Source organism: Ulvibacter sp. 2210JD10-4 (genome assembly GCF_058148525.1).
The window spans coordinates 257,483-269,877 of the sequence record NZ_JBYVJZ010000003.1; the positions used below are offsets into that span (position 1 = coordinate 257,483).

Annotated in this window: 12 protein-coding genes and 1 tRNA gene; 6 read left to right on the forward strand and 7 right to left on the reverse strand. The window is 35.2% G+C overall.

The genetic code is table 11. The features are described from left to right. The first annotated feature begins 16 nt into the window (after positions 1-16). The 6 genes from ACY2RT_RS09170 to ACY2RT_RS09195 all read left to right on the forward strand — a co-directional run bounded on the left by ACY2RT_RS09170 (position 17) and on the right by ACY2RT_RS09195 (position 3,461). Positions 17-104, forward strand: a tRNA-Ser gene (locus ACY2RT_RS09170). A gap of 211 nt (positions 105-315) precedes the next feature. Further along, positions 316-1,110, forward strand: a complete 795-nt coding sequence (locus tag ACY2RT_RS09175) for a MotA/TolQ/ExbB proton channel family protein (protein WP_490155613.1) — start codon at positions 316-318, stop codon at positions 1,108-1,110. Positions 1,111-1,128: 18 nt separating this feature from the next. After that, on the forward strand, positions 1,129-1,554 hold the full coding sequence (locus ACY2RT_RS09180; RefSeq protein WP_490155614.1) for a hypothetical protein: 426 nt from the start codon (positions 1,129-1,131) through the stop codon (positions 1,552-1,554). Beyond that, positions 1,554-2,183 (forward strand): ExbD/TolR family protein, encoded by a 630-nt coding sequence (locus ACY2RT_RS09185; RefSeq protein WP_490155615.1) that lies wholly within the window; start codon positions 1,554-1,556, stop codon positions 2,181-2,183. The genes ACY2RT_RS09180 and ACY2RT_RS09185 overlap by 1 nt, the downstream gene beginning before the upstream one ends. A gap of 12 nt (positions 2,184-2,195) precedes the next feature. Continuing rightward, positions 2,196-2,669 carry an ExbD/TolR family protein gene (locus ACY2RT_RS09190; RefSeq protein ID WP_490155616.1) on the forward strand — a complete coding sequence of 158 codons (474 nt, stop codon included), beginning with the start codon at positions 2,196-2,198 and terminating at the stop codon, positions 2,667-2,669. A 90-nt stretch (positions 2,670-2,759) separates the two neighbouring features. After that, positions 2,760-3,461, forward strand: coding sequence for an outer membrane beta-barrel protein (locus tag ACY2RT_RS09195; RefSeq protein WP_490155617.1), 702 nt, complete (start codon positions 2,760-2,762; stop codon positions 3,459-3,461). Here the strand turns inward: ACY2RT_RS09195 and ACY2RT_RS09200 are convergent. The 7 genes from ACY2RT_RS09200 to pyrH all read right to left on the reverse strand — a co-directional run bounded on the left by ACY2RT_RS09200 (position 3,456) and on the right by pyrH (position 12,309). Further along, positions 3,456-4,061 (reverse strand): hypothetical protein, encoded by a 606-nt coding sequence (locus ACY2RT_RS09200; RefSeq protein WP_490155618.1) that lies wholly within the window; start codon positions 4,059-4,061, stop codon positions 3,456-3,458. The two genes, ACY2RT_RS09195 and ACY2RT_RS09200, sit on opposite strands and share 6 nt — an antisense overlap. Further along, a complete protein-coding gene (gene rpoN / locus ACY2RT_RS09205) occupies positions 4,061-5,527 on the reverse strand; it encodes an RNA polymerase factor sigma-54 (protein WP_490155619.1) in 1,467 nt (488 codons plus the stop codon). Before rpoN ends, ACY2RT_RS09200 begins: the two co-directional genes overlap by 1 nt. A gap of 173 nt (positions 5,528-5,700) precedes the next feature. Then, positions 5,701-7,143: an asparagine--tRNA ligase gene (gene asnS, locus ACY2RT_RS09210; protein ID WP_490155620.1), complete on the reverse strand. Its 1,443-nt coding sequence runs from the start codon at positions 7,141-7,143 to the stop codon at positions 5,701-5,703. A gap of 56 nt (positions 7,144-7,199) precedes the next feature. Next, positions 7,200-9,587 carry an efflux RND transporter permease subunit gene (locus ACY2RT_RS09215; protein WP_490155621.1) on the reverse strand — a complete coding sequence of 796 codons (2,388 nt, stop codon included), beginning with the start codon at positions 9,585-9,587 and terminating at the stop codon, positions 7,200-7,202. 62 nt (positions 9,588-9,649) lie between these two features. Next, positions 9,650-10,915, reverse strand: coding sequence for a DUF5686 family C-terminal domain-containing protein (locus tag ACY2RT_RS09220; RefSeq protein WP_490155622.1), 1,266 nt, complete (start codon positions 10,913-10,915; stop codon positions 9,650-9,652). An 89-nt stretch (positions 10,916-11,004) separates the two neighbouring features. Next, positions 11,005-11,559: a ribosome recycling factor gene (gene frr, locus ACY2RT_RS09225; protein WP_490155623.1), complete on the reverse strand. Its 555-nt coding sequence runs from the start codon at positions 11,557-11,559 to the stop codon at positions 11,005-11,007. A 42-nt stretch (positions 11,560-11,601) separates the two neighbouring features. Then, complete coding sequence (gene pyrH / locus ACY2RT_RS09230; RefSeq protein ID WP_490155624.1) at positions 11,602-12,309, reverse strand: UMP kinase; 708 nt, start codon at positions 12,307-12,309, stop codon at positions 11,602-11,604. Between the last annotated feature and the right edge of the window lie 86 nt (positions 12,310-12,395).

Below are 12,395 nucleotides of genomic sequence, written 5' to 3' on the forward strand. Positions count from 1 at the left end.
TCGTCAAATCTATTTTAGAGAGGTGGCCGAGTGGTCGAAGGCGCACGCCTGGAAAGTGTGTATACGCCAAAAGCGTATCGAGGGTTCGAATCCCTTCCTCTCTGCGAAATTTGTTTTTGGAAAAGAGAGACAATTCCAAATTTTATGAATTATCATAAGAGCTTTCTATTGAAAATTAATTGTGAAGTAATGATAGTAAGCCCCGATAATCTTTATACTGGCAAATATTACCCCAAGAATAATAATCTTGGAGATTAACTAAATTATTTTATATCTTTAAACCTTTAACTAAAATCAAACTTTAAGTCGATAGCAATGAAAAAATTATTTTCTATTATGGCAATTGCCGCACTAGTTTTTGCGGGATCCTTTAATGCAAATGCAACAGTTACGCAAACAGCATCTACCACTTTGGTAACAGCAGCAACAGTAACAATCATTCAAGATGAGGAAGCATCCTCCGGAGAAGAGCCTCAAGGATGGCATCAAAATCTTAAACAACGTTTCATTGAAGGTGGTCCTGGATTTATGGGGATTGTACTTTTATGTTTAATTCTTGGTTTAGCAATTGCTATTGAGAGAATTATTTATTTGAACCTGTCTACCACTAATACTCAAAAATTAGCTCAAAATGTGGAAGATGCCTTAAATAGTGGTGGTATTGAAGCTGCTAAGGAAGTTTGTAGAAATACAAAAGGCCCCGTTGCATCTATTTATTATCAAGGACTAGACCGTGCAGACGAGAGTATTGATGCTGCAGAAAAAGCAGTAATTGCGTATGGAGGAGTGCAAATGGGACAATTAGAAAAAAATGTATCTTGGATATCTTTGTTTATCGCCTTAGCTCCTATGCTAGGTTTCATGGGAACGGTAATAGGTATGATTTTGGCGTTTGATAAAATTGAAGCAGCTGGTGATATGAACCCATCATTGGTAGCAGGAGGTATTAAAGTAGCACTTTTAACAACCGTATTTGGTTTGATCGTAGCAATTATACTTCAGATTTTCTACAACTATATCATTGCTAAAATTGATAGCATTGTTAACAGTATGGAAGACGCATCTATTACATTAATAGATATGTTGGTTGATTACAAAAACAAAAGATAATTTAAAATACACCACGTAATGGGTTTACATAAAATTTTAAAAATTGTAGCATTACTTCTAAGCGTAGCAGGAATTATTTTCCTTGCTATGATAATATCTAAGGGAGATGATGCTGTTAGTGCGACCGGAGAGGGAGTTGACGGATTCTTATACGTAGCTTATATAATATTTGCAATAGTTCTCCTCTTTGTACTTTTATTCGTTCTGAAAGGAATATTCGCTGGAAATATTAAGAAAACACTCATTTCTATAGGCGCATTTTTGCTAATAGTTGTTATTTCTTATGTCATGGCAAGTGGAGTAGAAACACCTTTGCGAGATGGTGATATGCTTTCCGCAAGCGGGTCAAAATGGGTTGGAACCGGATTATATACTTTCTACATCATGGCTATTTTGGCTATTGGTGCTATGGTTTTAAGCGGAATTAAAAAAATCACTAAATAATGGCAAGAAGAGCAACACCCGAAGTTAATGCCGGGTCTATGGCAGACATTGCATTCCTGCTTCTTATCTTTTTCTTAGTAACTACTACAATTGAAAAAGACAAAGGGATTGCGAGACAATTGCCACCTGATGAGCCGCCAACAGATGAACAGGTTGTTATAAAGCAAAAGAATTTATTTATTGTTAATGTAAATAAAAGTGATCAATTGCTTGTTGAAGAAGAACTCATGGATGTGAAGGATTTACGTCAAGCTGCTATCGACTTTCTAGATAATGGTGGTGCTCCGGCTGGAAGTCCTCTATATTGTAATTATTGTAAAGGGAAAAGAGACGCATCTTCTTCAGACAATCCAGATAAAGCTGTTATATCTGTTCAAAACGATCGACTAACTTCATATAAAATGTATATAACTGTTCAAAATGAACTAGTTGCAGCTTATAATTATTTAAGAGATAGAGAATCTCAACGTTTATATGGCTGGAAATTTACAGAAGTTAAAAAAGAATTGGATGAAGGAGGAGGTAGGTTTAAAGGAAATGAAGATGATATACAGGAAAAACTAGAGAGTATTCAAAAATTATTTCCTCTAAAACTTTCTGAAGCAGAACCTAAAAAGCAAGGACAATAAACAGTAAAGAATATGTCAAAGTTCACAAAGAAAAAAAGTAGTGAAGTGCCAGCAGTTAATACTGCATCCTTACCGGATATTGTATTTATGTTGTTATTCTTCTTTATGGTGGTAACCGTTTTACGAGACAATAACCTGTTAGTCCAAAACACATTACCAAAAGCAGACCAAGTTGAAAAACTTAAAAAAGACCGTTCTATATATATTTATGCAGGAAAGCCAAGTTCCAGATACCAAGAGAAGTATGGAACCGAGGGTAAAATTCAAATTGGAGATAAATATACAGATGTAACTAATATAAAGTTTGCCTTGACCGAATTAAGAGCAAAACTACGTCCTGAGCTTCAGGACAAAGTAATGGTAGCTCTAAAGGTTGATGAAGATACCAATACAGGACTTGTTTCAGATATCAAACAAGAATTGAGAGAGTTAAATATGTTAAAGATCATTTACATTACTACTCCAGGTAACGAAACGCAAAACTAATTAGAGATTTTATAAAATTTAAAAGCGCCTTGAATAACTTCAAGGCGCTTTTTTATTTCAGATATTCGTAAATACATTTATCTTTAACCTATGTCACGTCACTTAAAATTTTCTTTTTCTGTTTTTTTGCTGCTACTCGCTACAAAAAGCCTTGCACAAGATAAAATTTCAAAAAAGGTTGACTCTTTATACCGTGAAGACCAATTCTTTATTGGAGCAACCTATAACCTTTTAAGTTCTGTGCCAGATGGTACTAACACAAGAGGATTCTCCGGAGGGTTACAATTTGGCTATTTACGTGATATGCCCATCAATAAAAGACGAAACGTTGCTATAGCTATTGGAGCGGCTTTTTCTTTTGACAGGTATGGACAAACCCTTTTCATTGGTGAAACAGATACTGAAACGACAATTTTTACAGTTTTGGAGGATGATATAAATTACGATACCAATCGTTTTAGTACAGCGACAGTAGAAGCTCCGGTTGAGTTTAGATGGCGCACTTCAACGCCTGAAGTTTATAAATTTTGGAGAGTCCATGCCGGCTTTAGAATGGGCTATACTTACTGGTACAGATCAACTTTTAAACAAACGAATAATGACATTTTTCAAACAGATATTCCAGAGTTTGAGCGTTTGCGATTGGGAGCAACTTTAAGCTTTGGATACAATACCTTCAATTTTTACGCTTACTATAGCATCAATCCATTTTTTAAAAATGCCGTTACAACAAATGGCCAGGCTGTAGAGTTTAGAACTATTAAGATAGGGCTGGTTTTTTATATCCTATAACCAAAAATTTATCAGAATAAGTTGTGGAATAACACCAACAAAAAAACCTGCAAGTAGTTCTGTATTATTGTGAGATTTAGTGTGTAAACGTGAAGAAGCTACCCAACCATTACAGAAGAAAAAAAAGCCAATCCACAACAACATATTTACTTTAAAGTGCACGCTTAATGCTATTAAAAACATTGTAACACCGGCAATACCCATTTGGTGCAGGCTAATTTTAAAATTAAAAAAAACAAGCATAAGCGCTGTGATCCCTGAAAAGAGAATACCAACAAAAAAGTAATACATTTCTAAACTGTCATATGGGTCAAAAACCATCTTAATGATAAGTAGTAATAACAAGCACTGAATCATTAATGGAACTTTACGTTCCTTGACTTCTTCTAAGTGAATGGACGAAACGACCCCTAGATTCTTTAATAAAAAAAAAGTGATAAGAGGAATCAATAAAGTGATGATAATGACTGCCAAGAGTTTTGCTCTGACTAATTCTGGTTCTACATATCTGGGAGTAATGATAAAATATAAAAAAGTACCCAAAAGAGGCATCAGAAGAGGATGTAACAAATAAGCAGCGATACGTAAAAAGTGATTCATTAAATTTCTTTTCGGAGACGTGCTACGGGTAAATCAAGTTGCTCACGATATTTTGCTACTGTACGACGAGCAATAGGGTATCCTTTTTCTTTCAATATTTTTGCCAGTTTATCATCAGTAAGTGGCTTTTTTTTGTCTTCTTCTCCAATGGTTATCTCCAAAATTTTCTTTATCTCTTTAGTAGAAACATCTTCTCCCTGGTCATTTTTCATAGATTCACTAAAGAATTCCTTAATTAGCTTTGTGCCATAAGGGGTGTCTACATATTTACTATTGGCAACACGAGAAACTGTTGAAACATCCATTCCTATTGTATCTGCAATATCTTTTAAGATCATAGGTTTTAGTTTACGTTCATCACCTGTTAAAAAATATTCCTTTTGATGGTGCATAATAGCATTCATGGTAACAAACAACGTTTGCTGCCTTTGCTTAATCGCATCAATGAACCATTTGGCAGCATCTAATTTTTGTTTGATGAAGAGTACGGCATCTTTTTGAGATTTTGATTTGTCCTTAGATTCCTTATAACTCTTTAACATATTGGTATATTCGTGGGATACATGGAGTTCCGGAGCATTTCTTCCGTTTAAAGTAAGATCCAGTTCGCCATCTATAATTTTTATGGCAAAATCCGGGACTACGTGCTCTATCATTCTGGTATTTCCGGTATAGGCACCTCCCGGTTTAGGGTTTAAACATTCTATTTCGTGAATAGCTTCACGCAGTTGATCTTCAGAGATATCAAATTTCTGAAGTAATTTATTGTAATGCTTTTTTGAAAAATGATCAAAAGATGCTTCAATAATTTCTGTTGCAAGTAGGATAGAAGTGCTATCTTCTTTTCTTTTCAATTGAATTAATAAACATTCCTGAAGATTACGGGCACCCACTCCTGCAGGATCTAATCCTTGAACGATTTGTAAGATCTTTTCAATATTTTCTTCAGAAGTATACACATTTTGTGTAAATGCCAGATCATCTACAATGTCTTGTATGTCACGTCTTATATAACCACTTTCATCTACGCTGCCAACCAAAAAATGGGCAATTTCTTTCTCTTCTTCATTTAACCGGTATGTATTTAATTGCTGCAACAAGTACTGGTTAAAAGAAGTCCCCGAAGCATATGGTGTTTGCTTCTCTTCGTCATCTGCACTGTAGTTATTTGCTGAAAGCTTATAACTGGGTGTTTCATCATCACTCAAATAATCATCGACATTTATGTCTGTTTCAATGACTTCAGAACCGTCGTTATAGTCATCTTCGTAAGAATCATCATTATTAAAATCATCTTCAAAAGTATCGGCATCATCTTTACCTCCTTCTAATGCAGGGTTTTCTTCCATTTCCTGAGAAATACGTTGCTCAAAAGCTTGTGTAGGTAATTGTATAAGCTTCATCAACTGGATTTGTTGCGGCGAAAGCTTCTGGGATAATTTAAAGTTTAATTGTTGTTTTAACATTCTTATATATAAAGTTAAAAAAAACCAGCTACTTACCAGTGAGAAGTTGTCGGTTTTAATAAAAGCTTATGAAAAAAGACTATAAATTGAAACTTTAAAGCCTGAAGAAGCGATAGTATTGTAAATACCCTTAAAAACTTTTGGTTTCCGGAAATCTTCTTTGTTGGTCTCTTTTAAAATTCTGCATTTCCAGGAGTACGCGGATATGGTATTACATCACGAATATTTCCCATTCCGGTTACAAATTGTACCAAACGTTCAAACCCAAGTCCAAAACCACTATGCACTGCTGTGCCAAATTTTCTAAGGTCCAGATACCAATACAATTCGTCCTGAGGAATTCCCATGGTCTCCATCTTTTGTTTTAAGACATCGTAACGCTCTTCACGTTGTGAGCCACCTACAATTTCACCTATTCCCGGGAAAAGAACGTCCATGGCACGAACGGTCTTTCCATCATCGTTCAATCGCATATAAAACGACTTTATCTCAGCCGGATAATCAAACAAGATCACTGGACATTTAAAATGTTTTTCTACTAGAAAACGCTCATGTTCACTTTGCAGGTCTGCTCCCCATTCTTCAATGATGTACTTAAATTTTTTCTTCTGATTAGGTTTAGATCTTTTTAATATCTCAATTGCTTCAGTATAGCTTACTCGTTTGAAGTTATTTTCCAAAACAAACTGAAGCTTTTCTCTAAGTGACATTTCACTACGCTCTGCCTGGGGTTTATTTTTTTCTTCCTGAAGTAACCTGTTTTCTAAAAACTCAAGATCATCACCACAATTATCTATAGCATACTTAATTACATATTTTATAAAATCTTCAGCCAGATCCATATTTCCATCCAAGTCACAAAAAGCAATTTCCGGTTCTATCATCCAGAATTCAGCTAAATGGCGCGAAGTATTTGAGTTTTCAGCGCGGAAAGTAGGACCAAAGGTATATACTTTTCCCAATCCCATTGCGTAGGTTTCAGCTTCCAATTGGCCACTTACCGTAAGATTGGTTTCTTTTTCAAAAAAGTCTTCTTTGTAATTTACGTTTCCGTTTTCATCTAATGGCAGATTTTCCGGATCCAACGCACTTACCCGAAACATTTCTCCGGCACCTTCTGCATCACTTCCGGTAATAATGGGTGCATGCATATAGTAAAACCCATTTTTCTGAAAGTATTCATGAACTGCAAAAGCTAGTTTTGAACGCAATCGCATTACGGCTCCAAAGGTGTTGGTGCGAATACGTAAATGCGCTTGCTCACGTAAGGTTTCCATTGTATGACGCTTGGGAGAAAGAATAGTTAATTTGACTTCTTCGGGGTCTGCTTCTCCCAAAATTTCAATTTTAGAAACCTGAACTTCAACTTTTTGTCCTTTCCCTTGGCTTTCTACTAAAAGGCCATTTACTTCAATAGCAGCACCAACGGTAACTTTTTTAAGGACCTCTTCTTCAACAGTGGAAAAATCAACAACACATTGTAAATTATTAATTGTAGAACCATCATTTAAGGCGATAAAGCGATTACTCCTAAAAGAGCGCACCCAACCTCTTACAATAACTTCATGAAGAGAAGGTTCTCTTTGCAATAGTTCATTAATTTCTGTATGCTGCATGGTTCAAATTTTTGAGGGGTAAATATACTTCTTAGTTACAAAAAGAGCAACAAAACCTACTCTTCTTCTTCGCTATCGGGAATAATTTTAAGTGCCGGTTTTTTAAGTGTTTCCTTATTGGCAATACTTCTTTCCAGGGATAATAACAGTGAAGGAAGTAATAGCAGATTAGCAAGCATTGCAAATAACAATGTTGCAGAGACTAAAGCTCCTAAAGCTACAGTGCCTCCAAAACTTGAAATGGTAAATACTGAAAACCCAAAGAACAAGACAATAGAAGTATAGAACATACTAACACCGGTTTCACGTAAAGCTGCATACACAGACTTTTTAATTTTCCAGTTGTTAGAAATTAATTCTTGTCTGTATTTTGCCAAAAAATGGATGGTATCATCTACAGAAATACCAAATGCAATACTAAATACCAAAATAGTAGAGGGTTTAATGGGAACGCCTAAAAACCCCATTAACCCTGCTGTGATTATTAAAGGTAATAAGTTAGGAATAAGAGAAACCAAGATCATTCGTAAGCTTCTAAACATCCATGCCATTAATAATGCAATAAGGAAAATAGCAAGAGATAATGAAATTACCAGATTTGTTACCAAATACTTAGTGCCTTTTTGAAAGACTAAAGCTTTTCCTGTAATAGAAACATCATAACGTTCAACTGGAAATATTTTGTTGACTTTTGTGCGTAAGTCTTCTTCAATACGGTCAAAACGTTCTGTTTTGGTATCTTTCATGAAAGTAGTGATACGTGCATATTGTCCGGTACTATCTACATAACTGGATAGTAAATTAGAGTCTTTAGCACTACTTTTTGCATTAGAAAGTATAAAGGTGCGTTCCTGACTATTAGGAAGTTGGTAATATTCCGGATTGTTGTTATAGTAAGCCTGCTTAGAATATTTTACTAATTCGACTATAGAAATTGGTTTTGAGAGCTCAGGAATTTCTTCTAAATACTCCTGTAATTCATCCATTCTTTTTAAAGTAGCTAGCTTCATTACCCCTTTTTGCCTTTTGGTATCGATAAGGATTTCCAAAGGCATTATTCCTTCATACTCAGTTTCAAAGAACTTTATATCCTGAAAGAATTCAGCCTTTTTAGGCATATCTTCAATGAGACTTCCGGAAAGTTTAATGTTGAAGATTCCAATGATACTTGTACACAGTAATGCGACTGCCATAATATAAATAGCAATACGATGCTCTTTTACCATACGTTCCATCCAGCTTACAAACTTACCTATCCACTGCTTGTTAAGATGCTTTAAGTGTTTGTATTTTGGGACTGCCATATAGCTATAGACAATTGGAATAATGAATAGGCTTAATAAGAAGATGGCAATGATGTTAATCGAGGCAACAATACCAAATTCTTTTAAAAGCTTGCTATTGGTTAAAATAAAGGTTGCAAAACCAGAAGCAGTAGTTACATTGGTCATTAAAGTTGCATTTCCAACTTTTGAAATAACACGTTGTAATGATTTTGCCTGGTTTCCATGCTGTTTAATTTCCTGTTGATATTTATTAATAAGGAAAATACAATTGGGAATACCAATTACAATAATCAAGGGAGGAATCAAAGCCGTAAGTACCGTAATTTCGTAATGTAACAATCCTAAAATTCCAAAGGCCCACATTACGCCGATAATCACAGTCACCATCGAGATGAAAGTGGCTCTAAAAGACCTGAAGAAAAAGAAAAAGATAAGTGAGGTTACCAGAAGAGCTGCACCTATGAACATTCCAATTTCGTCAATAATATTTTGCGAATTAAGCGTACGGATGTAAGGCATTCCGGAGGTATGAATCTTAATTCCGGTCTGTTCTTCAAAATTTTCAATAAGAGGGATGAGGTCGTTATCAATAAAATCTTTTCTGGCCGGGCTATTTACAATGTCCTTGTTGAGGTAGATTGCTGTACGTATCGATTGCTTGTTAGGGCTGTATATTAAACCATTATAAAAAGGCAATTTGTTAAAAAGCTCGAATTGATATTGTTTTAATTTTTCAACATTTAGAACAGAATCTTGTATGAATGGAACCAAATGGAAGCCTGCACTATCGGTTCTTTTTTCCAGCTTTTGAAGATCTCCTATAGAAAGGGTTAACTCAACTTCATCTGAAAGACTTATGTCTTTAGAAAGTTGGTTCCAGGTTTTAAAATTTGATGGTGTAAATAATGTAGAATCCTTTACTCCTAATACAATGAGGTTTCCTTCTTCACCAAATTCAGATAAAAATTTGTTGTACTCAACGTTAATTTCATGGTCATCCGGAAGAAGGTTTGCTTCGGTATAGGTAAAGCGCATATGCTTCCACTGCATTGTAAAGAATACAGTAATAATTGCAATTACAATAAGAATGAACGTACGATTTCGTATTATAAAACGAGCAACAGCACTCCAAAACCCTATACTGAAAAGTTTATCCAAATCAACCTTTTTTTGGCTGCGCAAAGTTATTAAAATCCCACAGACTTAAATGGTTAGTGGGTCTATATTTTGAGGTAAAAAGTAAATTTAAAGGAAATATTGTCTTCCAGGTCCGGGAGGTGATAGAAACCGTATCGATAGGCAAAACTTAATCCAAACCCAAAAAGTAATTTATTAAGTTCAAAACCAGATTCAGAATACAATTGATTCAAAGTATTGAAATCAATACCAATATGTTCTTCCGGGTTTTTTAAATTTCCAATGGCATGGCGGGTGATAAAGACAAGTTCCGGTTGCAACTTTTGTGAAATATTGAATCGTCGTAAGCTATGCTTCACTTGTATGGTTGCCAATTTATCTGAAAAAAACTCGCCAAAATACATGGTTTCAAAACTACGTCTACCCGCAACCGAGAAACGCTGAAAGACTTCATCTTTAGTAGGGCTGTTGGGATATGCATGAAATAAATGTGTTAATGGAACATCTCCAAATGCCAAATTACCTTCTGCCAAAATATTAGTAGAAGACAGATTAGTCCTTTTTATGTAGTAATCTAATTTTAATCCTAGCTTGGTATAAGTAAAATCACTTTTTGAAATACCTTTGATACCTTGTGTGATCTGAGCACTGATCTTTGGAAAACCGTCAAAATATTCTACTCTTCCATCTTCTGTAGTAAAGAAATTACTTTTTGGGCTAATTCTAATAGAGGTAGTCGCTTCTGTGGTATGGTAGTTTTTATAGGTGATTCCATCTTTGAAGAATTGATAGTCTTCAATTTGGTTAATCTTTACTCTTGAGAGACGAACTTCCGAAAGTATTTTTGGGGTAAATTCGTATTGAATATTTGTTTGCCAGGTTCTGTATTTGTAAAACTGTGTAATATTTACCAATCGGGGTTCAAAAACAGAATATACTCTGTCATCAGTAAGGTAGTTGAATGTTCCAATCTCACGAATATCATTAATATAATAGAGGTTGACCCAGGTTTTTCCACTTTTGTTTAACCGAACACTACCTCCGGCACTAAATTTAATATCTTTATCCTTAAAGCCCCTTGCGACGTAACCACCAAGCTTTATATATTCAGATAAACGATTGTTGGTAACACCTCCAACACCCAATCGAATTCCTTCATAGTTATTATATTTTATAAGATATCGTAAATCGACATCAAAAAACCCAATAGGATAAAAACCGGTGTTAAAAGGATTTTGTTTTTTCCCCTTCCGGGAAGCTGTGGTATCTTTTTTGGTTTCTATAGCGGGTTGTTGCGCAATGGTACTATATCCTATTAAAATAAAAGAAAGGACCAATAATTTACGCATGAAAAAGGAAGAGTTACTTATATCTGCAAATTTATACAGAAAGCGGTGTTTAGCCGCTTTTATTGTGTTTTGTTTAACTTATTTTCCAATTAAACTGTCATGATCTCTTTTTCTTTATGAGAAAGAATTTCTTCAATTTTAGTAATATGATTGTCCGTCATTTGCTGAATATCTATTTCCAGGTTTTTTTTCAGATCCTCAGAGATATCCAATTCTTTTACCTCGTTATTAGCATGCTTACGGTCATTGCGCACCCCAATTTTAGCTTCTTCAGCTTCAGCCTTGGCTTGCTTAGCCAATTCTATTCTTCGTTCTTCAGTTAAAGGAGGAACATTAATGATAACACTTTCACCATTATTCATAGGATTGAAACCAAGATTGGCATGGTGAATTCCTTTTTCAATTTCGGGAATCAAGGCTTTTTCCCATGGTTGGATACTAATAGTCATCCCGTCCGGAGTACTAACATTAGCAACTTGATTTATTGGAGTTGGACTACCGTAATAGTCTACCATAACACTTGCTACCATAGAAGGGGATGCTTTACCGGCACGGATATTAACTAATTTTTTTTCAAGATGAGAAAGGGCTTTACCCATAGCTTCTCGTGTACTGTCAATAATAAACTTAATTTCGTCTTCCATGTTAAAAATTTTTAAAATCTGTTTTCAAAAACCAGGCCAAGACTATAAGTTAACCTTGGTGCCAATTTTTTCTCCGGAAACCACTTTAAGTAAATTGCCTTTGGTATTCATATCGAAAACAATAATAGGCAATTCATTTTCCTGACTCAATGTAAAGGCAGTAGTATCCATTACTTTTAGTCCTTTTTTGAGAACATCATCAAAACTAATAAAATCAAATTTTGTTGCATCTATATCTTTTTCCGGGTCACTTGAATAGATTCCATCTACACGTGTTCCTTTTAAAATAACATCTGCCCCAACTTCAATAGCACGTAATACAGCAGCTGAATCTGTAGTAAAATAAGGATTTCCGGTTCCTCCACCAAATATTACCACACGCCCTTTTTCTAAATGCCTAATAGCTTTACGGCGTATAAAGGGTTCTGCAACTTCATTGATCTTTATGGCACTTTGTAAACGGGTTGGAATGTTTTCATCCTCAAGCGCACTTTGCAAAGCAAGTCCGTTAATAACAGTTGCTAACATACCCATGTGGTCTCCCTGTACCCTATCCATACCTCGGCTGGCACCTGCAACTCCTCTAAAAATATTTCCACCACCTATTACAATAGCAACCTCAACGCCCAAGGCTGTGATATCTTTAATTTCATCTGCATATTCTTTAAGTCGTTCCGGATCAATGCCGTATTGACGGTTACCCATTAAGGCTTCTCCGGAAAGTTTTAAGAGGATTCTTTTGTATTGCATAGTGGTAGTTTATTGAGGCAAAAATAAAGAAAAATTATGGATGATTGCCTTAAAATAAAAAAGCCTCCAAAATAATTTGGAGGCTT